Origin of the sequence: Uliginosibacterium sp. 31-12 (assembly GCF_030548425.1) — a bacterium.
In the GTDB taxonomy this organism is placed as follows: Bacteria; Pseudomonadota; Gammaproteobacteria; order Burkholderiales; family Rhodocyclaceae; genus Uliginosibacterium; species Uliginosibacterium aquaticum.
Genome location: NZ_JAUOOA010000015.1, coordinates 1 through 22,496 on the forward strand (window position 1 = coordinate 1; position 22,496 = coordinate 22,496).

Annotated in this window: 24 protein-coding genes; 6 read left to right on the forward strand and 18 right to left on the reverse strand. The window is 62.3% G+C overall.

Annotated elements, in window-relative coordinates:
- Together Q3Y64_RS18900 and Q3Y64_RS18905 are read left to right on the forward strand one after the other, a co-directional pair.
- Positions 1-379, forward strand: a 379-nt coding sequence (locus Q3Y64_RS18900) for a hypothetical protein (RefSeq protein WP_303564377.1), incomplete at its 5' end; no start/stop codon positions are given.
- A gap of 246 nt (positions 380-625) precedes the next feature.
- Entirely contained in the window at positions 626-1,561 is a 936-nt protein-coding gene (locus Q3Y64_RS18905; protein WP_303564380.1) for an IS5 family transposase, read from the forward strand.
- 65 nt (positions 1,562-1,626) lie between these two features.
- On the opposite strand, the gene Q3Y64_RS18910 is transcribed toward Q3Y64_RS18905, so the two are convergent.
- The 9 genes from Q3Y64_RS18910 to Q3Y64_RS18950 all read right to left on the reverse strand — a co-directional run bounded on the left by Q3Y64_RS18910 (position 1,627) and on the right by Q3Y64_RS18950 (position 10,658).
- On the reverse strand, positions 1,627-2,337 hold the full coding sequence (locus Q3Y64_RS18910) for an aspartate/glutamate racemase family protein (protein ID WP_303564382.1): 711 nt from the start codon (positions 2,335-2,337) through the stop codon (positions 1,627-1,629).
- Positions 2,338-2,525: 188 nt separating this feature from the next.
- Positions 2,526-3,827, reverse strand: coding sequence for a TRAP transporter large permease (locus Q3Y64_RS18915; RefSeq protein WP_303564386.1), 1,302 nt, complete (start codon positions 3,825-3,827; stop codon positions 2,526-2,528).
- Positions 3,824-4,408 (reverse strand): TRAP transporter small permease subunit, encoded by a 585-nt coding sequence (locus Q3Y64_RS18920; protein ID WP_101942848.1) that lies wholly within the window; start codon positions 4,406-4,408, stop codon positions 3,824-3,826. The genes Q3Y64_RS18915 and Q3Y64_RS18920 overlap by 4 nt, the downstream gene beginning before the upstream one ends.
- A 54-nt stretch (positions 4,409-4,462) precedes the next feature.
- The gene (locus Q3Y64_RS18925; RefSeq protein WP_303564391.1) at positions 4,463-5,515 is read right to left on the reverse strand and encodes a TRAP transporter substrate-binding protein; all 1,053 of its coding nucleotides are present in this window, start codon (positions 5,513-5,515) and stop codon (positions 4,463-4,465) included.
- Positions 5,512-7,053 (reverse strand): amidohydrolase family protein, encoded by a 1,542-nt coding sequence (locus Q3Y64_RS18930; RefSeq protein ID WP_303564393.1) that lies wholly within the window; start codon positions 7,051-7,053, stop codon positions 5,512-5,514. Before Q3Y64_RS18930 ends, Q3Y64_RS18925 begins: the two co-directional genes overlap by 4 nt.
- On the reverse strand, positions 7,050-7,793 hold the full coding sequence (locus Q3Y64_RS18935; protein WP_303564394.1) for a hypothetical protein: 744 nt from the start codon (positions 7,791-7,793) through the stop codon (positions 7,050-7,052). Before Q3Y64_RS18935 ends, Q3Y64_RS18930 begins: the two co-directional genes overlap by 4 nt.
- A 7-nt stretch (positions 7,794-7,800) precedes the next feature.
- A complete protein-coding gene (locus tag Q3Y64_RS18940; RefSeq protein WP_303564397.1) occupies positions 7,801-9,081 on the reverse strand; it encodes a TRAP transporter large permease in 1,281 nt (426 codons plus the stop codon).
- Positions 9,081-9,626 (reverse strand): TRAP transporter small permease, encoded by a 546-nt coding sequence (locus tag Q3Y64_RS18945; protein WP_303564400.1) that lies wholly within the window; start codon positions 9,624-9,626, stop codon positions 9,081-9,083. The genes Q3Y64_RS18940 and Q3Y64_RS18945 overlap by 1 nt, the downstream gene beginning before the upstream one ends.
- 30 nt (positions 9,627-9,656) lie before the next feature.
- Positions 9,657-10,658, reverse strand: coding sequence for a TRAP transporter substrate-binding protein (locus Q3Y64_RS18950; protein ID WP_303564403.1), 1,002 nt, complete (start codon positions 10,656-10,658; stop codon positions 9,657-9,659).
- A gap of 346 nt (positions 10,659-11,004) precedes the next feature.
- On the opposite strand from Q3Y64_RS18950, the gene Q3Y64_RS18955 reads away from it, so the two are divergent.
- From Q3Y64_RS18955 to Q3Y64_RS18965, 3 genes are all read left to right on the forward strand, one after another.
- Positions 11,005-11,721 carry a GntR family transcriptional regulator gene (locus Q3Y64_RS18955; protein ID WP_303564406.1) on the forward strand — a complete coding sequence of 239 codons (717 nt, stop codon included), beginning with the start codon at positions 11,005-11,007 and terminating at the stop codon, positions 11,719-11,721.
- Between the two features lie 174 nt (positions 11,722-11,895).
- A complete protein-coding gene (locus tag Q3Y64_RS18960) occupies positions 11,896-12,642 on the forward strand; it encodes an aspartate/glutamate racemase family protein (RefSeq protein WP_303564407.1) in 747 nt (248 codons plus the stop codon).
- The gene (locus tag Q3Y64_RS18965; RefSeq protein WP_303564410.1) at positions 12,639-13,544 is read left to right on the forward strand and encodes a polysaccharide deacetylase family protein; all 906 of its coding nucleotides are present in this window, start codon (positions 12,639-12,641) and stop codon (positions 13,542-13,544) included. Before Q3Y64_RS18960 ends, Q3Y64_RS18965 begins: the two co-directional genes overlap by 4 nt.
- A 42-nt stretch (positions 13,545-13,586) precedes the next feature.
- Here the strand turns inward: Q3Y64_RS18965 and Q3Y64_RS18970 are convergent, their stop codons facing one another.
- The 6 genes from Q3Y64_RS18970 to Q3Y64_RS18995 form a co-directional block, all read right to left on the reverse strand.
- A complete protein-coding gene (locus Q3Y64_RS18970; protein WP_101942834.1) occupies positions 13,587-13,997 on the reverse strand; it encodes a DUF3830 family protein in 411 nt (136 codons plus the stop codon).
- A gap of 22 nt (positions 13,998-14,019) precedes the next feature.
- Entirely contained in the window at positions 14,020-14,796 is a 777-nt protein-coding gene (locus tag Q3Y64_RS18975; protein WP_303564413.1) for a fumarylacetoacetate hydrolase family protein, read from the reverse strand.
- A 4-nt stretch (positions 14,797-14,800) separates the two neighbouring features.
- Positions 14,801-16,234 carry a dihydropyrimidinase gene (hydA, locus tag Q3Y64_RS18980; RefSeq protein ID WP_303564415.1) on the reverse strand — a complete coding sequence of 478 codons (1,434 nt, stop codon included), beginning with the start codon at positions 16,232-16,234 and terminating at the stop codon, positions 14,801-14,803.
- Positions 16,234-16,965: an aspartate/glutamate racemase family protein gene (locus Q3Y64_RS18985; protein WP_303564418.1), complete on the reverse strand. Its 732-nt coding sequence runs from the start codon at positions 16,963-16,965 to the stop codon at positions 16,234-16,236. The genes hydA and Q3Y64_RS18985 overlap by 1 nt, the downstream gene beginning before the upstream one ends.
- Positions 16,966-17,104: 139 nt before the next feature.
- Complete coding sequence (locus Q3Y64_RS18990; RefSeq protein ID WP_303564421.1) at positions 17,105-17,791, reverse strand: GntR family transcriptional regulator; 687 nt, start codon at positions 17,789-17,791, stop codon at positions 17,105-17,107.
- Positions 17,792-17,906: 115 nt separating this feature from the next.
- Positions 17,907-19,127, reverse strand: a complete 1,221-nt coding sequence (locus tag Q3Y64_RS18995; RefSeq protein ID WP_303564423.1) for an MFS transporter — start codon at positions 19,125-19,127, stop codon at positions 17,907-17,909.
- 40 nt (positions 19,128-19,167) lie between these two features.
- On the opposite strand from Q3Y64_RS18995, the gene Q3Y64_RS19000 reads away from it, so the two are divergent.
- Positions 19,168-19,512, forward strand: coding sequence for a hydroxyisourate hydrolase (locus Q3Y64_RS19000; RefSeq protein WP_101943185.1), 345 nt, complete (start codon positions 19,168-19,170; stop codon positions 19,510-19,512).
- Positions 19,513-19,568: 56 nt separating this feature from the next.
- Here the strand turns inward: Q3Y64_RS19000 and Q3Y64_RS19005 are convergent, their stop codons facing one another.
- The 3 genes from Q3Y64_RS19005 to Q3Y64_RS19015 form a co-directional block, all read right to left on the reverse strand.
- Positions 19,569-20,384 carry an ABC transporter permease gene (locus tag Q3Y64_RS19005; protein ID WP_101942826.1) on the reverse strand — a complete coding sequence of 272 codons (816 nt, stop codon included), beginning with the start codon at positions 20,382-20,384 and terminating at the stop codon, positions 19,569-19,571.
- Positions 20,381-21,235, reverse strand: a complete 855-nt coding sequence (locus tag Q3Y64_RS19010) for an ABC transporter permease (protein WP_254048238.1) — start codon at positions 21,233-21,235, stop codon at positions 20,381-20,383. The genes Q3Y64_RS19005 and Q3Y64_RS19010 overlap by 4 nt, the downstream gene beginning before the upstream one ends.
- A gap of 206 nt (positions 21,236-21,441) precedes the next feature.
- On the reverse strand, positions 21,442-22,488 hold the full coding sequence (locus tag Q3Y64_RS19015; protein ID WP_303564431.1) for an ABC transporter substrate-binding protein: 1,047 nt from the start codon (positions 22,486-22,488) through the stop codon (positions 21,442-21,444).
- Between the last annotated feature and the right edge of the window lie 8 nt (positions 22,489-22,496).

Below are 22,496 nucleotides of genomic sequence, written 5' to 3' on the forward strand. Positions count from 1 at the left end.
GGCAACATCGGTGGCGACCTCAAGGTCGTCACCCTGCAAGACAGCTCGAAATACGACAGCAAGCAAACCAGCGGCGGCTTCAGCATCAGCCTGTGCATTCCGCCGATCTGCTAACGGTCAGGTCGTCAGTGGCAGCGTCCAGTGCGCACGGGACAGCATCAACCACAACTACCAGAGCGCGGTCGGGCAGAGCGGCATCTTCGCGGGCGATAGTGGTTTCAACCTGATCGTCTCGGGCAACACCCTGCTCAAGGGCGGGGCGCTGGCCACCACGGGGACCCCCAGCGAGAGCCGCCTCAAGACGGCCAGCCTCACCTATGAAGACCTCAGCAACGTCCAGAGCACCAAGAGCAACTCCGTCTCGGTCAGTGCCGGCTAAGGCTCTGATAACAGCCTCGCCACCACGTGTTTTGAGAGGGTATGAATGAGGGTATGAATGGGGTTGTGTTTTTAATTACTGTTTGTAAATCAATTTTATATATTTGTTTTGGTTGTAACAGGACATCATGAACATGCAGGTTTAAGGACGTCCAGTGGAGTTCTTTCTGTGTGCTTAAGTTATTGAAAAAATAGGATTTGTTGCACAATTTCCTGCCCGCCGTCGTGTGGCCGATAGACTTGCAGGATGAGCAAGCCTTTGATGCCGAAGTACCGGACGAGCAACTACTGGTCGACCTACAACGATTCCTTGTGTCAGCGTGGCGCGTTGCTGCTGTGGATCAACAAGGACATGGAGTGGGCTGGCGCCCCCAGCGGCCAGCGCGGTCGTTCCCCATCGTTCTCGGATGCTGCCATCCAGTTCTGCCTGATGATCAAGAACCTGTACGGTCTGGCACTTCGCCAGACCACCGGCATGGTCAAAAGCCTGCTGAAGCTAGCCGGGCTGGACTGGGATGTGCCGGACTTCAGCACCTTGAGCCGGCGCCAGAAACACCTGCAAGTGACGCTGACGCATCAGCGACGAGGCGAGGCGCAACACCTGCTGGTCGACAGCACGGGCATCAAAATGCTGGGCGAAGGCGAGTGGAGGCGGAAGAAGCAAGGCGCGGACTACCGTCGGCAATGGCGCAAGGTGCATCTGGGCATCGACGCACAAACCTTGGAGGTGCGGGCCATCGAGATCACCGCCAATAGCGTGGGTGATGCTCCGATGCTGCCGGCCCTGCTAGAGCAGATTCCGCCAGAAGAATCGTTGGCCAGTGTCGGCGCTGACGGTGCTTATGACACGAAGGCGTGCCACGCAGCCATTGCCAGCCGAGGGGCCAGCGCGCTGATTCCGGTGCGCAAGAATGCGCAACCTTGGAAAGAAGGGAGTGCGGGCGCCCGGGCCAGAAATGAAATTCTGCGAACCACCCAACGTCTGGGACGGACAATCTGGAAGAAGTGGAGCGGTTACCACAGGCGCAGCCTAGTCGAAACCAAGATGCGGTGCTTCAAGTTGCTCGGCGAGCGCTTGATGGCCCGCGACTTTGATCGGCAGGTCGCGGAGCTACAAATTCGCGCTGCACTGCCCAATCGTTTCACCCAGCTCGGAACGCCTCAAACCGTGCGCGTGGAATAAATCCGTCTGGGGTCAGGGGAGTTGCACCCTCGGGCTGATTTGTGCAACAAAGCCGTGCTGCTGGATCATCTGATCCGCACCGAAAGCTCAGACGAAAGTCCGGTGTAATCAATTTGATCTAGGTCTGCAGCAGGGGCGGAAACGGGTGTCAGCAATGCTCGGGCCGCCGCCGAGACATTGTCTATCACCGGAAAAGGCAAGCGCTCTGCGAGCGCCTCGCCCATGCCCGCCAACGCTGCGCCTCCGATCAATACGATCTCGGCTTGCTGCGTCCGCACGCAATCCTGTGCGGCTGCGGCGAGCAGATCGAGGGCGCGCGCGCGATCTGCCAGCAGCTCGGCACCTGTCTCACGCAGTATATGGATGGCGGCCAATTTTTCGGCCACCCCTGCCGCCGCTGCGCGGCGCTTCAGGATAGGGCGCCAGCGCTCACCTCCGGTGATAATCGCAAAGCGTCCTAAAGTCGCCGCTTCGAGCATGGCGGCTTCGGCCAGGCCGATGACAGGGATGCCGGATATTTCACGCAAAGCTTCAAGGCCAGGATCACCAAAACACCCGATGACGATCCGGTCATACTCATTTGTACTGGTGGCCCAGGCGTCGAGTACTGCATGTGCCGCAATGGCATAGCCTGCCTCGGAGGCTATGTAAGCACCACCAAACCTTGCCGTGACGCTATCCAGCGCAAACGTCTGAGGCAAGTGCTCACGCAAATGGGCGTGCAGCATCTGTGTGACCTGTGTCGAGGTATTGGGGTTGATGACCAGGGCGCGCATGACAAAATTCACCGGAGCAATGTTTCGGGATCAGAACCAGCCGGAAAGAGGGTTACCGATAGCAGGTTTTTGCGTACGGTATTCATTCTTAGTCTTTCGCCGGAAAATTCGATGAGGTCAGTCCCCCTGCGGGGGACTGACTCCGGAAGACAGGGCCGAAAGGGAGGCCTATCTCATCGTCATGATGTTCAACCGTTCACGCCCAGGTTCGGCAGCCAGGTCACCAGCGCCGGGAAGGCGATCAGCAGCAGGGTGAAGAGGATCAGGATGGCGACGTAGGGCAGGGTGCCGCGTATCACGTCGCCGATGCCGCCGCCGTCGGGGCGGATGCCCTGTACGACGAAGAGGTTCATGCCCACGGGCGGCGTGATGAGGGCCAACTCGCACATCAGGATGATGAAGATGCCGAACCAGATCGGGTCTACGCCCAGCGCGGTGACGATGGGGTAGGTGATCGGTACGGTGGCGACCAGCATCGACATCACGTCCATGAACATGCCCAGCACGAGGTAGAACACGATCAGTACGAGCAGCATGGCGGTGGCCGAGAGGCCCAGCGACATGACCGACTGCGTCATCTTGTCGGCGACGCCTGATAGGCTGATCAGCAGGTTCAGCACGAAGGCGGCGGCGAGGATCAGCATGATCATGCCGGTGATGCGCGCGGTTTGCAGGAAGCAGTTTTCCAGCAGCTCCATGTTGAGCCGGCCGCTGCGCCAGGTGAAGAACAGGGCGGCCATGACGCCCAGTGCGGCAGATTCGGTCGCGGTGGCGATGCCGGTGTACAGGCTGCCCATGACGATGCCGAAGATCACGAAGGGCGGCACCAGGTGTACCAGCAGGGCGATGCGTTCTCGCAGCGGTGGCAGCTCTTCACGCGTCGTGTTGCCGCGCAGGATGGCGTTGATGTAGATGAAGAGCATGAAGCTGCCGGTCAGCAGCAGGCCGGGGATGATGCCGGCCATGAACAGGCGGCCGATGGAGTTCTCGGTCAGCGAGCCATAGACAATCATGTTCACGCTGGGCGGGATGAGGATGCCCAGGGTGCCGCCTGCAGCAAGGCTGCCCAGTGCGTCGGACATGCGGTAGTTGCGTGCCCGCAGGGATGGCAGGGCCACCGTGCCGACGGTGGCGGCGGTGGCGACCGACGAGCCCGAGGTGGCAGCGAAGAGCGCACAACAGCCGATGTTGGTGTGCAAGAGGCCGCCGGGCATGCGCGAGAGCCAGGCCGACATGACCTGGTACATGCGGTCGGCCACGCCGCTACGCAACAACAGTTCGCCGAGCAGGATGAACAGCGGCGCGGCGGTGAGCAGGTTGTCGTTGAGCACGCCCCACAGCATCGAACCGCAGGAAGTGAGGAAGGGTGTGCCAAAGACCACGACGCCAGCACCGGCGCCGACCAGCACCATGGTGACGGCGATGGGGATGCCCAGCAGCATGAGGCCGATCATCAGCAGGAAGCAGAGTGAGAAGGAAAGGGTGCTCATGACTTCAGCTCCGGGCTGGCGGCAGTGCGGTGGGCGAGATCATCGAGTTCTTCCTTGAGTTCGTCTTTGGTGCTCTTGGGCTGGAATTCGTCGAGCAGGGCGTCGATGCGGCCCGTGAAAAGCAGTTGGCTGGCGCGTGCGGCGTAGATCAGTGCAAACAGCGCGAACACGATGAGGCCGGCATACCACAGGCCTTGCGGGTAGATGAGGGGCGTGGCCCAAGGGGTTTGCGAAGTGCTGCCGTACTCCACGGTCTTGACGATCACGCGGTAGCAGACGCCGATCAGCAGCAGCGCCAGTGCGGCGATCAACACGGCCGAGAGCCAGTTCATGAAGGCCTGCATGGCACGCGGAAAGCGTCCATGGAAAACGTCCACACGGATGTGGTTGCGCCCGACGATGGCGAGGCTGAAGCCGATCACCGAGCCGACGGCAAGGGCATAGCCACCGAGTTCGGCCGAGCCCTGGATCGACAGGTTGAAGAGCTTTCGGACCACGGTTTCGATGGAAACCAGGACCGACAGCCCGAGAAAGACGAAGCCGAAAAGGTTCGCCATGATGCGTTCAAGCGTGCGCTGCATATCGTGTTCTCCGCGCGGTGCGGCGCGTGTTGGCGCCGCACCGTGTTGCTGCTGTTACTTGATGCCAACGACGGGGCCGACGGTCTTCTTCCAGTCGGCAGTGCAGCCGGGGGCTGTCTTCTCGCAGGTTTCGGTCCAGGTCGGCAGCGAGACTTCACGCACGGCGTCGCGCACTACGTCGATGTCAGCTTCGGTCACCGGCACATTGGTCAGCTTGAATTTCTTGCCGAACTGGCAGGGGTCCTTGCCGATGTTGCAGTTCATCGCGTCGGTGGCGAGTTCTTCCGAGTACTTCCAGATGTCGTTTTCGAGTTCGGTCACGGCGGCTTGCAGCTTGGCTTGCTGAGCCGGGGTGAGCTTCTTCCACAGACCCATGCCGACGCCATAGCCGTTCATGGCGAACTGGATGCCCAGCGGCAGCACATGCGTCGTCACTTCAGGCCAGCCGGCCGAGTTCGAGGCGCTCGGGCCGGTGATGGCACAGTCGACCACGCCCAGCGACAGGCTCTGGTGTGTTTCGTTGAAGCTCAGGGGAATCGGCGTGGCGCCGAGCTTCTGGAAGAACTTGGCGGAGTTCTGGTCGAACACGCGCACCTTGAGGCCCTTGACGTCAGCGAGCTTGGTGATGGGCTTCTTGCAGAACAGCATCTGCGGGCCGGCCGGCCACACACTCAGCAGCTTGGTGCCGTAACGCGCCTGCAGGCGCTTGTCGAGCGTGTCGAAGTAGGCCTTGGTGGTGGCACGTGCGGTCTTGAAGTCGGGGTTGAGGCCCACAAGGTCGAAGCCCATGGTGAGCGGCTCATCGCGTGAGATCTGCGCCATGCGCAGCGACACGATGTCGAACAGGCCGGAGTCGAGAATGCGCAGTTGTTCGGTGTCCTTGATGCCGGTGGTGTCGAGCGGTTTGTACTCGACTTCGAAGGGCAGGCCAGTCTTGGCGGCGAGCGCTTCGAAGAAAGGCTGTTCCTTGTTCTTCTGGATCATGCCGCCGGAGATGGGCTGACCCATGACCTTGACCTTGATTTTCTCTTGCGCCATGACGGGGCTGCTGAGCAGCAGGAGCGCACAGAGCGGGGCGCTGAGCGCAGTGGTGAGGCGTGTTTTCATTGACGGACTCCAGTCGGGTGAGGGTGAGGTGAGACATGGCGAGAGAAGCCCACGTCGCGCTGTGAGGCGCGCAGGAACATCTCGCGGTAAGCAGGGGCCAGTTGCTCGGCTTCGCTGCTGGCGTGTTGCAGGTTGGCGCTGTAGTCGGCCATCAGTGCGCGCGCCTCGGCGCGCAGGGCCTTGGCGTTCACTTTGCTGGTGATGCCGCCTTCGCAGACCACTTCGCCATTCACGATGGTGGCGCGCACCGAGCTGCCGTCTTCGCAGAACACCAGTTGGCGGCGCAGGTCGTTGAGCGGGGTGAAGGCGTGCGTGTCGAGGTCGAGCAGGGTGATGTCGGCCAGCGCGCCTTCGCGCAGTTGCCCGAGTTCGTCGCCATAGCGCATGGCGCGTGCGCCACCGGCGGTCATGGCGTGCAGGATCTCGGGCGCGCGTGGCCAGTCGAGGTAGTCGGGCTCAGCAATGTTCTGCAGCAGGGCGGCGGTCTTGCCAGCCAGCCACAGATTGGTGGTGTCGTCGGTGTTCATCTCGTCGGTGCCGATGCACAGTGGCACGCCTGCATTGCGCAGTTGTCGCCAAGGCATCACACCACTACCGAGTCGCAAGTTGCATACCGGGTTGTGGGCGACCGAGGCGCCTGCTCCGGCGATCAATCTGATGTCCTCAGAATCGATCCAGATGGCGTGGATGATCATCATCCGCGCGTCCAGCAGGCCAAGGTCGTGCACATATCGCACGAGTGATTTTGCGTATTTGTCTTCGCCCAGTACGCGTTGCAGCTTGGTTTCGAGGATGTGAATGTTGAAGGGAAGGTCGTGCTGGCGCGAGAGGGCCGAGAGGCCTTCGAAGTAGTCGACGGTGATGCGTTGCGGGGCCGAGCAGGAGACCGCTGCGCGCAATCTGCCATCCGCTTTGCTATGCCATTTCTCGATCAGGTGCGCGTACAGCGACAGCAGCGCCAGCGAAGACTGGCGCGGCGCGGCGTCCATCGCGGCGCGTTGCGCGGGCGTCAGCAGTTCGGCGAGGAAGGGGTACTTTTCATATTCGACGATGTTGGGCTGATCAATCGCGACGGTGGCGCGAATGCCCACATCAGCATAGGCCTGCATGATGGCGTCGATACTGGCTTTGCTCGCCACCGGCACGTGGTAAGCATCGTCATGCACCGCCGTGATGCCGCGCTGGAGCATTTCCAGTGCGCCCAGTGCGGTACGCACATAGACGAGTCTCTCGCTGTCTCCTCCATCTGCCAGAGGGGGCACCTCGTGCAGCATGAAGAGTTCGAGCGGCAGCCCGTCCAGACTGCCTTTCATGAGGTTGCCGGGCGAGTGGAAGTGCGCGTTGATGAGGCCCGGCATGGCCAGCAGCCCCTCGGCTTCGATCACGCGTGTGGCACCGCACAGGTGCGGCAAGCCGGCGTCGGGCCCGATGGCGGCGATGCGATGGCCGGTGATGACTATGTCGGCGCGCGGCCATTCGCGGTCGGCCGCATCGAGGCATAGCACGCGCGCGTTGCGGATGACAAGGCTGGTGCTCATGCGAAGAGCGATCCCCAGCGCGGCGCTGCTGCGCGCATGTCGGCGCCAATGGCGTGCAGGGCTGCCCAGACGCCCAGTGCAGTGGTGTCAAATACAGGGATGCCCAGTTCGACCTCCATCGGCGCAGCCAGCACGGCGGCCGGGAAGTTGGTGCACAGTGTGACGATCGCCTGCGGCTTGGCAGCGACGACGCTGCGCATCATGTCGGCAATCTGCGGCAGGGGCACGCTGGCGTAGCTGAGATTGTCGGAGTAGCCAGCGTGCGCTTCGGCGATGCAGTCGTAGCCCTCGGTGTGCAGGCAATCGAGCGCGCCCTGCTGACCGGCGTCGGAATAGGGCGTCACCACCGCGATGCGTGTGATGCCACGCAGCGCAAGTGCCGTTTTGAGACCGAGAATGGAGGTCGTCGCCGGGATGCCGGTTTGCTGCTCGATGGCCGCTGCCAGCGCAGCATCATGCGCAAAGCCGATGCCCGCGCCCTTGCTGCCGTTCCACACCAGCACTTCGGGTTTGGCGTGAGCCAGCAGGGCGGCGGCGGCGAGGAATCCCTCTTGTGCGTAAGCGGTGGGCGACGGGTCGGTGCTGCCGAATACCGGCGTGCGCGAGAAGTGCGGCGACACCTCAGGCACATCACGCAGGATGCCCAGCGTGATGCGCTCGACCACGGTGTTGCCCGAAGGCGTGATGACGCCGATGAAGCGCTGCTGCGCGGTGTAGGCCTCAGATGCGGAATGTGCCATTGTCATCTCAGTACCCCAGCGCACGCGGCAGCGTGAGCACGAGTTGGGGGAAGAACATGCACACCAGCAGCAGGGCGTACATGAAGGCGATGAAGGGCCACACGTGCTTCGCCAGTTCGCCGAGCTTGAGCCCGCTCACGCCGCAGATGACGAACAGCACCACGCCCACCGGCGGTGTGAGCATGCCGATGACGAGGTTGAAGACGAACAGGAAGCCGAAGTGCAGCGGGTCGATGCCGAACTTGATGGCGATGGGGTGCAGCAGCGGCACGAGCATGATGTAAGCCGCGTTGGATTCGAGGAACATGCCCACCACCAGCAGCACGACGGCGACCAGGATCAGGTACATCGTCGGGTCGGCCGTCAGCGACTGGATCAGCGCCAGCAGCTTGTGCGGCAGCATGTCGATGGTGAGCATGTAGGTCACCACCGAGGCGAAGGCGATCATCGCGCCCACCACAGACGAGGTGATGGCGGTGCGGATCAGGGCTTCGGGCAGATCGGCGATCTTCAGTTTCTTCGTGATGAAGAAGCCGATCACCAGTGCATACACCACTGCAATGGCCGAGCCCTCGGTGGCGGTGAACGCGCCGCCGACAATGCCGCCGATGACCACCACGGGCATCATGAAGATGATGATCGAGCGCTTGAGCTCGCGCAGCACCGCCGCGAGCGCGAACGGCTCGCCGGTGAGCGGAAACTGGCGCTTGTGGGCGATGATCGAACAGATCGCCAGCATGCCGACAACGAGGATCAGCCCCGGCACGATGCCGGCCATGAACAGGCCGCCGACTGATACCGAAGGCCCGGCCATGAAGGCATAGACGATCATCGCGCCCGAGGGCGGAATGATGGGCCCGAGGTTGGCTGCTGCCGCGCAGATGGCGGCCGAGAAGCCCGTGCCGTAGTGTTTTTTCAGCGAGGGCAACATCGTGGAACCCAGCGCGCTGGCATCGGCCACGGCGGCACCCGACACGGTGGATAGCCCCATGCCGGCCAGCACGGTGACGTGGCCCAGGCCGCCGCGCAGGCGTCCGACGATGGTGTTCGCCAGATCGATCAGGCGCTCCATCATGCCGGCCTTGAGCATCAGCTCGCCAGCGAGGATGAAGAAGGGGATGGTCATCAGCGGGAAGGCGTTGACCGCACTCATCATGCGTGAGGGCAAGAGGTTGAATTCCACATCGCTGGCGATCAGGCCGCCGATTGCGGCAAGACCCAGCGAGAGGGCCAGCGGCATGCCGAACAGCGCGATGCCAAGGAAGACGAGGATGACGAGTAGGCTCATCAGGAAAGCTCCGCTTGCAGTTCGGGATCCACATGGTGCGCACCGGTGAGGGCTTGCCAGATTAGGTGCAGTGCGCCATGCACACCGCACACGCCCAGCGGCACGATGAACCAGGCGGCGCTGGCGGGCATCGACGCCATCAGCTCATCCCACTGGTCCCAGGCCATCACGGCCGACTCTTTGGCCACCAGCAGCAGCATGGCCGCACCGAGCAGCGCCACAAGCCGCGCGGTCGCGCTGCGCAGATGGGTTGGGAAGCGCGCCACCAGCATCTCGATGCCGATGTGCGCGCCGCCCTTGATGCCCAGCGGGATCGCCGTGAAGATGGACCACACGAAGCACAGCCGCGCCAGCTCGTCAGCCCAGTCCAGCGAGCTGTTGAAGAGGTAGCGCAGCACCACCTGGATCGACACGATGGTCACCATGACGACAATCTGTGCCACCAGTGCCCAGCCCACCGCCACATCCAGTGTCGCGATGAGCAGGGCTAGTGGGCGCAGCGGCCCGCTGGCGCGCATGGGTGTGAAACGGATAGTGCCGTTCATGATGATGTCCTCGTGCGATGCGTCAGCAGATCAGTTGCTGGCATTCTTTACTTCGGCCAGCACCTGGTCGACAAAGGCTGCACCGAGGCGCTTCTTCACGTCATCCACGACGCCAGCTGTGGCCTTCACCATCGCAGCGCGTTCGCTGGCGGGCATTTCGGAGTAGATCATCCCCTTCTTCTGCAGTTCGACCAGCGCATCGGAGTCAGCCTTTACTGCCACACTGCGCTGCCACTTGATGGCGTTGCTCATGGCCGTGCGCAGGATCTTCTGGTGCTCGGGCGAGAGCGATTCCATCTTCTTCTTGTTGGCGATGACCGAGATAAAGTCAAAGAAGTGGCCGGTGTTGGAAACGTACTTCTGCACTTCGTAGAAGCGGCTGGCGAGAATCAGCGCGAAGGGGTTGTCCTGTCCATCGATGACCTTCTGCTCCAGTGCCGAGTAGACCTCCTTGATGTCCATCGGCAGCGGGTTGGCACCCAGTGCCCGGAAGGTGGCAAGGTGGGTCTCGATCGGCTGCATGCGGATCTTCAGGCCCTTGAGGTCGGCCATGGTCTTGATCGGCTTCTGGCTGTTGGTGACCTGGCGCAAACCCAGTTCCATGAAGCCCAATGAGGTGAAGCCTTTGTCGGCCATCTTGGCTTCAATGAGGTCGACCGCAGGGCCATCCATCACCTTGTAGGCCACTTCGCGGCTGGGGAACATGAAGGGCAGGCTCACCGCTTCGAGTTCCGGCACAGTGCGCGACAGGAAGGCCATGCCCACCCAGCACATATCGATGGTGCCCGAGCGCGTTTGCGTCACATTCTCTTGCGCGCCGCCCAGTTGCTGGTTGTCGAATACATCGACGATCAGTGTGCCCTTGCTGGTTGCGTCCACCTCTTTCTTGAACATTTGCATGGCCATTGACGATGAGTGGTCCGGCGCGAAATTGCCGGCAATGCGCAGCTTGGTCTGTGCGCTCGCGAGCCCGCTGAAACAGGATAGGGCGAGGGTAATCACGAGAGCGCGTCGGATGAGCTTGGGTTGCATGGCGATACTCCTTCGGAAGGTTGTTTCAATTCTGTTTTTGCAGATTGTATGCAATACACTAAGTTCGCTGTATTCAACGTGTCAAGCAATAAATGCTATGATAATCAACATGTTATGCGCAGAAACCGTGCATTTAATTAGTGCGTTACGCCCGATTGTGGTGCGGAATGCTTGTCGTGATGGTGTTGTTTATGTACGCAATTTTGGTGCGTTGTTACAGAGTGCATGGCCGGCTTTGGTGCAGGCTGCTCGTAAAACCGCGCTGACGTTGAGAGACGGGGATGCAATAAAGTGGCGCATGCCGAGCGAGGCGCAGAGAGCGTTCGCCGAATGAGGAGAAGAAAACGTGGCACAAGACGGTGCATCGCCCCGGAAACCCCGGGCCAAAAAAATTGAACGTCCCCTGAGTTCCGATGAAATTCATCAGCGGATTCTTGCGGCGATCATGGAGCACAAGCTGCCGCCGGGTACCCAGCTCGTCGAAGAGCGCCTTGCGCGCATCTTCAATGTGAGCCGTACCAAGGTGCGTGAGGCCATCGGGCGGCTGGTGCACGACCAGATCGCCACCAACATTCCCAATCGTGGCGCCTTCGTCAGCAGCCCCACAGCGCAGGAGGCGCGCGACGTGTTCTTTGCGCGCCGCTTGATCGAGACAACGCTGGTGCGCTCGGTCGCTCTGACGGCCACGGCAAAACAGATCCAGCAATTACGCAAACATCTTGAGCGCGAGACGGCTGCGCGGATGGGGAGTGACCCACTGGCCATCATTCCGCTCTCGGGCGAATTCCATATCCTGCTCGCCGAGATATCGGGCAACAGCTTTCTGGTGCGCACCCTGCGCGAGCTTGAATCACTTACCGCACTGATCATCATCCTGTACGACGCGCCTGACGAACATCACTGCCCCTACGATGACCACCCAAAACTGGTGGACGCCATCGAAGCCCGCAACGCCGATCTTGCTGCCGAACTGATGCAGCACCACCTCGAACACGTTGAGCACTCGCTCAAGCTTGAACCGCCCGAGAGTGGTGAGGTGGATCTCGAGCGAGTGTTTGCGTGATGAGCCATTACTCACATCCGCTCACCGCGCCCTGCGGGAGCGAGCCATGCCCGCGACCGGTTGCCAACAAGGTGTCACGCTGGTTATTGGACGAATCGTTTCGCGGGCATGGCCCGCTCCTGCATCCGGCGTCTGTGCGGATGAGCTAAGCGACAGAGGACCGAAAGCCTTCCCATGCGCATCCTCCTGATCAACGCCAACACCTCCGACTTCGTCACCCAGAAAGTCGCCAGCGCTGCGCGCGAAGTGGTCTCGCCCGGAACCGAAGTCGTCGCCGTTACGGGTGAGTTCGGCGCCAATGTCATCGCCACGCGCACCGAGCTGGCCATCGCCAATCACGCCTGCCTTGATCTTCTCGCCAAGCATGCCGAAGGCTGCGACGCCGCCGTCATCGCCGTCTCCTATGACGTGGCCCTGTGGGCCGCGCGCGAGATGCTGGACATTCCCGTCATCGGCATCACCGAAGCCGCACTGCTCACCGCCTGCCAGCTCGGCACGCGCATCGGCGTCGTGATGTTCGGCCCGCGCGTGCTGCCGGTGTATCAGGAACTCGCCGCGTCCTACGGCTTCGCCTCGCGCATCGCCGGCTGGCGTGGTGTCGATACCAGTGCGCCGTATGCCGCCGGCAATCAGGATGAAGCGGATCGCCTCGCCATCGCCGCCGCCAATTCACTCGTCGAGCAAGAGGGCTGCGAGGTTGTCGTGCTCGCCGGTGCCGTGATGGCTGGTGTGCCGAAGCGCCTGCAATCGCAAGTTCCCGTGCCCGTGATTGAAGGCGTCAGCTGCGCCATGCTGCAGGCCGAATCGCTGGTTCGCCTGAATCCCATCAAGCCCCGCGTCGGCAGCCTCGCCGCGCTGCCCGCGCGCGCGCAGCTTGGCCTCAGCGATGCACTCGCTGCCCGTTTCAAGGACGCCCCATGAAATTCACCCAAGCACCCATGCCCCTGCCGCTGCGTCAGCACGGCCGCTACGACTACAGTCCGATCACCGAGCGGCCCGACTTCAGCTGGCCCGGCGGCAAGCGTCTCGCCGTATTCCTCGCGCTCAACCTGGAGCACTACGCCTTCAACGAAGGCATTGCCGAAGACCTTGTGCCCGGCATCCCCGCACCAGATGTGCTCAACAACTCCTGGCGCGACTATGGCAATCGGGTAGGCGCCTGGCGCCTGCTCGATCTGTTCCGCGAGCTCGACCTGCCGGTGACGCTGCTCATCAACTCCGCGCTCTACGATGCCTGCCCGCAGCTCATCGCAGCCTTCCGCGAGGCCGGTGCCGAAGTTGCCGCGCATGGCCGCACCAACTCCGAACATCAGGCCGGCTTTGACGAGGCCACCGAGCGCTCTCTCATCTGCGACGTGCGCGACAGCATCGCCGCCCACGAAGGCACACCGCCTGCTGGCTGGCTCAGCCCCTGGATTGCCGAGACGGCAGTGACCCCCGACTTGCTGCACGAAGCGGGCTACCAGTACCTCATGGACTGGTGCATGGATGACCAACCTGTGTGGCTCAACACGCGCGGCGGCCGCATCCTGTCGATGCCTTACCCGCAGGAGATCAACGACAGCGCCGCCATCATCGGCCGCCAGATCGGCGCCGAAGAATTCGCCGACATGATCGTCGACCAGTTCGACGAGATGTTGCTGCAGTCCGCCGAGCAGCCGCTTGTCATGAGCGTGGCGCTGCACTCGATGATCATCGGCCAGCCTTTCCGAATGCGCCATCTGCGCCGTGCGCTGGCGCATATCGCGGCGCAGCGGGAGCGTTGCTGGCTGGCGCGAGCAAAAGATATCGCCAGTCACTTCGCGACTCAGCAGGGGGGTTGAATAGCCCTGTCCGTACAGGCGCAAGCCGGGCGTGTGGTGAGCTCAGTCGGCTGATTCAAACACCAGGTCTTGCGCGCCTTGCCACAGGCATTTTTCGCCCAGTGCGCGAAGGTTTTCGCGGCCTTCGGTGATGCTCAGGAAATGGTTGCCGGCGAGCTGGCCGAGTTTGCTGGAGAAGCAACAGGCGCCATAGGCGAGGATGATTTCGGTCTCGCTGTAGCCGCCGGGGTAGAACAGGATGTCGCCCGGTGCAGGATGGCTGCTGGCGTTTTCGAAGCCGACGCCCAGATCAAAGTCACCCATGGGAATCCAGCAGCCTTCGCCACTCCAGCGTACATGGATGAGTTTCTGCGTATAGGGCAGCAGCTTTTCAAAGGCGGCGACGGTGAGCGGCGCGGCAGGGTTGGCTTCGGCGATGAAGTTGAAGCCGCCGGCTGTGATGCGGATTTTCATGGGCGGATTATCTGGTGTGGGCTCACAGGCTGAAGGCGATGCTGGCGCGACCCAGTGTCTCCCCCTTGGCATCGGTGAAGTGTGAGTCGAAACTGTGCGGTGCGGGTGCAAAGTGCATGCCGTTCCAGGTGCCGGTGGTCACGATGTCACCCGCTTGAACGCCGCCCCAGTCCAGCGCACCGGAGCTGGCCCACCAGGGCAGCAGGGTGAAAGGGTCGATGTGTGGATGGCCACCCGTGCGCTCGGCGACGAGTTGCCCATCAATAAAGCTGTGCGCGCTCAGCGTGCTCCAGTCGAGCCTTCGCCAGTTTTGGATGGAATCACCCAGCACGAAGCTGCCGTGCAGCATGCTGTCACCAAGGCAGGCAATCGGCCCGGCGGCAGCATAGTCAGCCAGAGCGGTGTCCACGATCTCGATGGCGACATGAGCCGTGTCGATGGCGTCCAGCACCTCGTCATACGCATAGGGTGTGGCGCGGGGGGGGAGCGCTTTGCCAAAGCGCACGGCAATCTCGGTCTCGATGCCGAAGCAGCGAAAGCGCGCTTGCGGCGTACTGGCGCCAGTGAAAAGGATTTCCGGCATTGCGGCGCGCACAGGGGTGGGCTGATCTGAACTGCCGCCAATCTTCCATGCCTGCGGCCTGACGCTAGCCTTCTGCGCCTGCCATACCGCAGCTTGCACTGCATAGGCTTCGCTGCGAGTGAGCACTTGTAGCGTGGCAAAATCGCCCGGGGCAAGCGGCTGTTTGCGCTGGCGTGCGGCGATCAGGCGTTCGGCAAGGGTCTGGATCTGAGTCATGTTTTCAGGCGTTGCTGCGTACTCTGGGCTTGGCCGGTGCAGGCAGATCACAGGGCAGGAACTGACCGTGCCCCTGTGCCCCGAGAAAGCTGCCGGCATCGGCGACTACTTTACCGCGGGACAGCGTGGTGCGCGGCCAGGCCTGCATGCACTGGCCCTCGTAGGGCGTGTAATCGACGGCGTGGTGCAGGTCGGCATTGCGGATGATGCGCTCCAGCCCGGTATCCCAGATCACGAGGTCGGCGTCAGCGCCAATGGCAATCGAGCCTTTGCGCGGGTAAAGGCCGTACATCTTGGCGACATTGGTGGAAGTCAGCGCGACGAACTCGCAGATATCCAGACGCCCGCTCAGCACGCCGGCCGAGAACAGCAGTGCCAGGCGTGTCTCCAGCCCCGGTATGCCATTCGGAATCTGGTTGAAGGCGGCATCCTGACCGGCGACGAACTTGCCTTGCTGATCATCGAAGCGGAAGGGCGCGTGGTCAGACGAGAACACGGCAAATACGCCTGATTGCAAGCCATCCCAGATTACTTGCTGGTTGGCCGCGTCGCGTGGCGGCGGGCTGCAGATGCACTTTGCGCCGTGGTGATCGTGCTCGCCGAGCCCCAGGTCGTCCGCCGTAAGGAAGAGGTATTGCGGACAGGTTTCGGCATACACCTTGAGGCCTTGCGCCTGTGCCCACTGGATTTGCTCGACCGCTTCGCGGCCTGAGACATGCACGATCAGGATCGGCACGTCGACCAGCTCGGCCAGCGCGATGGCGCGGTGTGTGGCCTCGCGCTCGACGAGCATCGGGCGTGAGGCCGCATGGTAGGTCGGCGCAGTCTTGCCGGCGGCCAGCAGGCGCTCGGTGAGCCAAGCGATGCAGTCGCTGTTTTCGGCATGCAGCATGACCATGGCGCCTTCGTCGCGGGCGACCGAGAGTACCTCGAGGATCTGGCGGTCGTTGAGCTTGAGGTCGTCGTAGGTCATGTAGATCTTGAACGAGGTATAGCCTTCGCGGATTAGAGCGGGCAACTCTTCCGTCAGGATCTGCGGCGTGGGGTCGGAGACGATCAGGTGGAAGCTGTAGTCGATGCAGGCTTTGTCGCCGGCGCGCTGGTGATAGTCCTCCACTGCGGCACGCAGGCTCTGGCCCTTCATCTGGCAGGCGAAGGGGATCACCGTGGTGGTGCCGCCGCAGGCCGCCGAGCGTGTACCGGAGAGGAAGTCGTCGGCCATGACCGAGCCATCGTTCATTGGCTGATCGAGGTGGCAGTGCCCGTCCACGCCACCGGGCAGCACATAGCGTCCGGCCGCGTCGATCTCTTCGTGGCCGGGGGCCAGGTGCTGGCCTAGTGCGGCGATGCGACCGTCCTTGATGCCGATGTCAGCATCGAATACATCCGCAGCCGTGACGCAGCGTGCGTTGCGGATCACCAGATCGAAATCAGCCATCACTGAACCTCGGTGAACAGACGGCCCCAGCCCTTGATCTGCGTGGTGTCATAGCCCTGCATGCGCAGCATTTTCCATACCACGGTGCTGACTGTGTCGTAGATGGCGATGCCGTGCGCGGCCTCCCAGGCCTGAGCCAGATGGGCCGCTTTGAGGTTGGTGCAGAAGGTGGTGATGGCCTCTGGCTTGGCGGCGGCCACCGCGGCCACCATCTCGCTCAGCTGGGCCTCGCTGACTTCGGAAAAGTCGAAGTTTACGCAGATGCCCAGGTGGCGTTCGGCGATGCACTGCATGCCTTCGCTGGCGAAGTTGCTGAGGATCTTGGCCTGCACATCGTCGAGGTATGGAGTGACCAGGCCCAGCGTCGTGCGGCCGGTCTTCTCCATGATTTCCTTGAGCGCCAGCGTGGAGGTGGTGGCGGGGATGCCTGTGGCATCTTCGATACGGCGACACAGGATGCGATCTGCTTCAAGCCCCAGCCAGCCCGATGAGGTGCCGCTCCAGCCGATGCACTGCACCTTGGCATCGGCGAGCAGGCGTGCGGCGGCGAGGATTTTTTCGTCGTCGAACTGGCCCAGCGCCAGCGGTTTCAGCGAGATCTCGGTGACCGGGAAGCGCGCGAAGTGCGCGGACACGCCGGGCGCAGCGGCGCAGAGCGCGCTGGTCAGCGGTTCCAGCGAGGTGTTTGAGGATGGGGTCAGAATGCCCAGCAGGGTGCGTGGCGTGCTCATGGACGGGTCTCTTTCCGAGCCACAAGTGCGGGCTCTTGAATGTTCAAAAAATTGTGAACAATTCTAGCAAGAGACGGGCCAGAAAAAGTGCGTGATCCGCTTCATTCTGGCCACGGCAGCGCTGGCTGGGCGAAACCGCTCAGGCGAACATCTTTTCCCAGTCGATATCGACTTTCTCGTCGACCGAGAGCTTGAGTTCGTTTTCCACATGTTGCAGGTGGTGCAGCATGAGCGAGACGGCGGTGGCTTCGTCCTTGAGCTCGATGGCCTCGACGATACGGATATGCTCATCCTCGGGGCAGGCAGGGGTTTGCGGCGAGTCGTAGAGCGCGATGATGAGGCAGGTTAGCGGGCATAACTCGTCCATCAGTTTGCTGATGTAAGGGTTGCCACTGAGCTTGGCGAGCAGCATGTGAAATTCGCCAGAAAGCTTGATGAGCGCACGCCGGTCGTTGGCCAGACGCGCCTCTGATTCCTTGGCGATATGGGCGCGCAGTCGGCGCAGTTCGGCTTTGCCGGCGCGGTCGATGATCTTGCGCACCACTTCCGGCTCGAGCAGGCGGCGGGTGGCGAAAAGCTCTCGCGCATCTTGCACCGAGGGGCTGGCAACGAAGGCCCCGCGATTCGGGTAGAGCGTGACCAGGCCTTCCTTGGCGAGCACGGTGAGGGCGTGGCGAACCTTGGTGCGGCTGACCTTGAAGGCTTCAGCCAGACGCTCTTCGGCGAGCTTCACGCCGGGGGGCAGGCGATGCTCCATCACGGCGTTGGTGATGCGCTCGGCGATCACGGCGATGTCCGATTTTTCAGACTTGGCGATGGTGTTCATGGGCAGGCGGGAGCAGGCTTGAGATTGAAGATTTGCGCGGATTGTACGCGTCGCGTACGTGGGGCACATAAAGTCATGGAATGATTGTTCACAATCGTGCGCCGTGCTGGTGCGATTATGGTGTTTTTGCACCACTCTGTGCCGGCCTGCCCAGCAGTACCGCGAGGCCGCTGAGGCCGCAGGCGACCGCTAGTACAAGATAGGTGCTGCGCATGCCGATGCTGCCCAGAGTGAATAGCAGCGGGGCAGCCACCAGACCGGCATAGCTGACGGTCATCGTGGCGCCTGTCCACGCAGCGGTGCGGCTCGGGCCCGCCCGGCGCGACAGCTCGGCCAGCAGCAAGCCATTCCAGCCCGAGGCGAGAAAGCCGACGACGAACATCAGCAGATACAAGAGCGCACTGGCCTGCCCGGCCGGCATCAGCGCAAGGGTGATGACGCTGAGCGCGATGCCGGGGCCGATCCAGCCCAGCGCACGCGCGGTACTGGTGGCGCGGCGCGCCCAGGTACCGAGCAGGATCCGCGCGAGCAGCCCGGCTCCCTGGGCAGTGGCAAGCAGGGTGCCGGCGATGGCGGGGGTGAGTTCCAGAACGCGCACCAGATAAGAGAAGGCAAAACCATTGATGGCGATCTGAATGGCTGCATAACTGGCCGAGAGGGCAAGCAAGGCGGGCATGCCGGGGCTGCGGCATTGCGCGGCCAGTGTCGGCAGTAAGGCGTGGCTGAAATTGCCCGCGCTGTTGGCGTCGGACAAGGGGATCTGATCAATTTTGAGTTGCGATATCAGGGCGGCCATAAGCACGAGGCAGAGCAACGCCAGCAGCCCGAAAGCGGCCGCCCGGTTGTATTCCATCAGCATTGGCAGGCACAGCGAGGCGGCGATGGCCCCCCACTGGTTGCCGGTCTGGCGCAATGCGATCACCCCGTTGCGCTGTGCGGGCGTGGTGACGCGTACCAGACTGGCCGAACTGGCCGCGGTTTCAGGGCCGAAGGCCAGCCCCAGCAGGATCGCAGCAGGCCATACCGTGATGCTCAGCGGCAAACTCAGCAGCAGGCTGGCCAGCAGTACGCAGCCTACGCAGACGATCGTGACCTGTACGCCACCCCAGCGCTGACATAGTCTGCCGGCTTGCGAGGCGCCACAGGCGCCGAGGCCGAAGATAAGTACGTTGAGCCAGCCGAGTTGTGTGACCGGCAGGCCGATCAAGGGAGCGGCAATGCCCAGACCGAAGATGCCGGCCGCGATCACGGCTTGTACAGCCGTCATGCTGGCGAGGGCAGGCCACAGCAGGGCACGCTCCTTGCGAGTGGAGTTTCCGGGGCGCGTCTCAGGCATGCGACTGCACTCGACAATCAATCTGATGAGGGGACTGGATATGGCTGGTGGAATCTCGATGCATGGTGTGGATGTGGCGCGCGGCATTCCTGCGCGTGGCATGCAGGTGGAATTGTGGATGCTGGCGCCGGAGAATCGCCTGCTCGGCAGCGGCACGCTGAGTGATATCGGCGTGTGGGAAGACCCGGTGACGCGCACCGACGCCATTGTGGCGGGCACCTACGAGGCGCGCTTTAATGCCGGTGCCTATTTCGAAGCGAGCGGCAGCGTGCCGGGCATTCTCGACGTCGTACCCTTCCGCTTCGTGATTCGTGATCCGTCGCAGCACTATCATCTGCCTTTGAAAATGACGCCCTGGGGCTATTCCTTGTTTCGCGGGGCCTGAGGGCTGTGCCCCTTCTTTCGCTTGCGGGAGAGGGGCTAAGGGAGAGAGTGCGCGCCTCAGCGCATGCGCTTCGTGATGCCGGTCAGTTTCTCCATCACGATCATCAGGATCAGGGTGGAGAAGATCATCACGCCCGAGAGTGCGGCGATGGTCACGTCGAGTTTGCCTTCCAGGTCTTGCCACATGCGGATCGGCAGCATGTCGGTGCGGGCGTCGCGCAGGAAGAGCGAGACCGGCACGTTGTCAAAGCTGGACATGAAGGCGATGAAGGCGCCTGCCGCGATGCCCGGCGCAATCAGCGGCAGGGTCACTCGGCGGAACGAGTACCAGCGATCAGCGCCCAGACTGGCTGAACTCTCCAGCAGGGTGGCCGGAAGTTGTGCCAGCGCCGCGACCGTGGTGCGCATGACGTAGGGGATGCACACAACGGTGTGGCCGATCACCAGCGTGGTGACCGAGGCGCTCATGCCGAGCTGACTGAAGAAGATCAGCGCCGCCAGACCGAAGGCCAGCGCCGGCAGGATCAGGGGCGACATGAAAAATGAATCCAGCACGCGGGCCATCAGCTTTTCTGAACGAGCGATGCCCAGTGAGGCAGAGACCCCCAGCACGACGGAGAGAAATGTTGTGAGGCTGGCAATCTTGATGCTGTTCCAGGCGGCGAAGTGCAGTTGCCAGGCTTCGAACAGGGCTTCGTACCAGCGCAGCGAGTAGCCCGGGGGCGGGAACTTGAGCGAGAAGCCGCTGGTGAAGGAGACGATCAGCACGACCAGCGTCGGCGCCATCAGCAGGATGACGGAGAGCAGCGCGAGGCTCCACAGGGTGAAGCGCAGGCTGAGGTCGGAGATGCTGTTGCGATGGCCGAGTGTCATGTTGTCGCGTAGCCTTTCGAGAGTCGGCCGAGGTAGTTGAAGATGCTCACGCAGCCCATCACGGCGATCAGGAAGATCAGCGAAATGGTGGCGGCATAGGGCCAGTTTTGCAGCGTCGAGGCCTGCTGGTAGATGTACATCGGCATGAACAGCATCTGCCCGCCGCCGATCAGCGATTGCGAGATGAAGGCCGTGATCGACGCCGCGAAGGTCAGCAGGCAGCCGGCGATGATGCCGGGCAGGGTTAGTGGCAGCGTGACTTTTATGAAGGTGCGCCAGGCGCTCGCGCCGAGGATAGATGACGCGTCTTCAAGGTTGGGTTCGAGGCGCTGCAGCGTGGTGATCAGCGGCAGCACCATCAGCGGCAGCTGCACATTGGCGAGCGCGACGACGAGACCGGGCCGCGTGTAGATAAGCTTGAGAGGCGTCTCGATCCATTCCCACTGCAGCAGCACCGAGTTGATGATGCCCTGGCGGCCGAGGATCACGATCCACGCAAAGGTGCGCACCACCACGCTGGTCAGCAGCGGCAGCACGATGATCATCATCAGCACGGACTGCATCGTGGAATTGCTGCGCACAAAGGCCCAGGCGAGCGCGTAACCCAGCACCAGACATAGCAGAGTGACCTGCAGGCCCAGCCACAACGTGTCCGCAAGGATCGGCAGCGCAAAACCTTCGGTGAAGAACTTGGTGTATTGGGCGATGCCGAATTCGGTGAGCGAGGTGTCGTTGTGCAGGCTGATGAAGAGCAGCAGCATCAGCGGCGTGAGGAAGAAAACAACGAAGAACGCCGCCAGAGGCATGGCGAAGCGCAGGCCGTAAACGGTGACCGGATTGAAAGTGCGCACGGGCGGTGTCCTGAAAAGTTTGTCCGATGGGTTTGTTGGAATTCAAGCGAATCAGCCGCGTGGAATCCGTAACAAATGGAGCGAGCGCGCCGCTGGCCGAACTTGCCAACTAAGGGCTCGCGCAGAGCAGTGCTTTCGCACGGCGAGCGAGCCCTCTTTTACCCAAATGCCGCCAGCGGCGCGCGCAGCCCGTTTGTTGCGGATTCCTAGAGCTTGATTTCCTTATTGAAGCGCTCAATCCAGCCAGCACGCTGCTCGTTGATCTTCTTCCAGTCCTGGAACAGGAACTTCTTCTTCATCTCGGCGTGGTCCTTGGCCAGTGCCTTGGCGATTTCGCCTTCCATCTTGACCTTGGTGTTGGTCGGCACGACGAGGTAGGGCGCCTGCATGAGCTTGCTCTGCACTTCGGGCGACATGGCCGCTTCGATCAGTGCGATGGCCAGCTCGCGGTTGGGCGAGTTCTTGACGACGTGGATGGTGGTCTTGAAGGCAATCGCGCCTTCCTTCGGAGCGACCCATTCCACCGGCACGCCTTGCGCCTTGAGAATCTGGATGGCATTGAAGTTACCCGGGCTGATGTCGATCTGCCCTTGCTGGAACAGCGAGGCGAGCTGGCCGGGGTTGGCAGCCACGGCGGCGAGGTTGGGCTTGAGTTCCTGAATGGCCTTGAATGCGGGCTCGATGTTCGATTCGGAGCCCCCCTTCATCTTCGCCAGCTCGACCATGAAGCCGGTGCCCAGCGTGGAGTTCATGTTGGTGATGCCGACACGACCCTTGAACTCGGGCTTCCACAGATCGAGCCAGGAGGTGGGCGCTTTCTTGACCGTCTCGGGGTTGTAGGTGAGGCCGACGACCTGGAAGAAAATCGCCGGGCCATTCACCTCCTGTGCCTCGGGGAGCAAGTCCTTGAAATACTTGCTCTTGGCGACCGGATAGGGCTCGACCAGATCTTGCGCAACAGCGGTGAGCGCAGGACCCGGATCGTGCAGCATCACATCGATGGGCGGGTTGTTGCGGGCGGCCGTGACTTTGGCGATCTGGTCGACCGACAGCATCGGGTCGAGCGAGATGTCGGCGTTGTTGTTGGCCTTGCGGAAGGCGGGCACGAGCACCGCCTTGTGGGCTTCTTCCCAGCTGCCGGTGAAGGTGGCGAAGACGAGGCGACGCGCCTGCGCATGAGAGATGCCGGGGAATAGCTGCGCGGCGGCGAGGGTAAGCGCCGATTGCAGGACGCGGCGACGATTGAGGTTCATGTAAAGCT

What these genes read in the sequence shown, in the direction of transcription:
- Q3Y64_RS19015 (WP_303564431.1), bottom strand. Translation starts at nt 22,488, where the DNA reads ATGAACCTCAATCGTCGCCGCGTCCTGCAATCGGCGCTTACCCTCGCC.
- Q3Y64_RS18975 (WP_303564413.1), bottom strand. Translation starts at nt 14,796, where the DNA reads ATGACTCAGATCCAGACCCTTGCCGAACGCCTGATCGCCGCACGCCAG.
- Q3Y64_RS18905 (WP_303564380.1), top strand. Translation starts at nt 626, where the DNA reads ATGAGCAAGCCTTTGATGCCGAAGTACCGGACGAGCAACTACTGGTCG.
- Q3Y64_RS19005 (WP_101942826.1), bottom strand. Translation starts at nt 20,384, where the DNA reads ATGACACTCGGCCATCGCAACAGCATCTCCGACCTCAGCCTGCGCTTC.
- Q3Y64_RS18950 (WP_303564403.1), bottom strand. Translation starts at nt 10,658, where the DNA reads ATGCAACCCAAGCTCATCCGACGCGCTCTCGTGATTACCCTCGCCCTA.
- Q3Y64_RS18910 (WP_303564382.1), bottom strand. Translation starts at nt 2,337, where the DNA reads ATGCGCGCCCTGGTCATCAACCCCAATACCTCGACACAGGTCACACAG.
- Q3Y64_RS19000 (WP_101943185.1), top strand. Translation starts at nt 19,168, where the DNA reads ATGGCTGGTGGAATCTCGATGCATGGTGTGGATGTGGCGCGCGGCATT.
- Q3Y64_RS18940 (WP_303564397.1), bottom strand. Translation starts at nt 9,081, where the DNA reads ATGAGCCTACTCGTCATCCTCGTCTTCCTTGGCATCGCGCTGTTCGGC.
- Q3Y64_RS18990 (WP_303564421.1), bottom strand. Translation starts at nt 17,791, where the DNA reads ATGAACACCATCGCCAAGTCTGAAAAATCGGACATCGCCGTGATCGCC.
- Q3Y64_RS18985 (WP_303564418.1), bottom strand. Translation starts at nt 16,965, where the DNA reads ATGAGCACGCCACGCACCCTGCTGGGCATTCTGACCCCATCCTCAAAC.
- Q3Y64_RS18915 (WP_303564386.1), bottom strand. Translation starts at nt 3,827, where the DNA reads ATGAGCACCCTTTCCTTCTCACTCTGCTTCCTGCTGATGATCGGCCTC.
- Q3Y64_RS18930 (WP_303564393.1), bottom strand. Translation starts at nt 7,053, where the DNA reads ATGAGCACCAGCCTTGTCATCCGCAACGCGCGCGTGCTATGCCTCGAT.
- Q3Y64_RS18965 (WP_303564410.1), top strand. Translation starts at nt 12,639, where the DNA reads ATGAAATTCACCCAAGCACCCATGCCCCTGCCGCTGCGTCAGCACGGC.
- Q3Y64_RS18925 (WP_303564391.1), bottom strand. Translation starts at nt 5,515, where the DNA reads ATGAAAACACGCCTCACCACTGCGCTCAGCGCCCCGCTCTGTGCGCTC.
- hydA (WP_303564415.1), bottom strand. Translation starts at nt 16,234, where the DNA reads ATGGCTGATTTCGATCTGGTGATCCGCAACGCACGCTGCGTCACGGCT.
- Q3Y64_RS18920 (WP_101942848.1), bottom strand. Translation starts at nt 4,408, where the DNA reads ATGCAGCGCACGCTTGAACGCATCATGGCGAACCTTTTCGGCTTCGTC.
- Q3Y64_RS18995 (WP_303564423.1), bottom strand. Translation starts at nt 19,127, where the DNA reads ATGCCTGAGACGCGCCCCGGAAACTCCACTCGCAAGGAGCGTGCCCTG.
- Q3Y64_RS18960 (WP_303564407.1), top strand. Translation starts at nt 11,896, where the DNA reads ATGCGCATCCTCCTGATCAACGCCAACACCTCCGACTTCGTCACCCAG.
- Q3Y64_RS18945 (WP_303564400.1), bottom strand. Translation starts at nt 9,626, where the DNA reads ATGAACGGCACTATCCGTTTCACACCCATGCGCGCCAGCGGGCCGCTG.
- Q3Y64_RS18970 (WP_101942834.1), bottom strand. Translation starts at nt 13,997, where the DNA reads ATGAAAATCCGCATCACAGCCGGCGGCTTCAACTTCATCGCCGAAGCC.
- Q3Y64_RS18935 (WP_303564394.1), bottom strand. Translation starts at nt 7,793, where the DNA reads ATGGCACATTCCGCATCTGAGGCCTACACCGCGCAGCAGCGCTTCATC.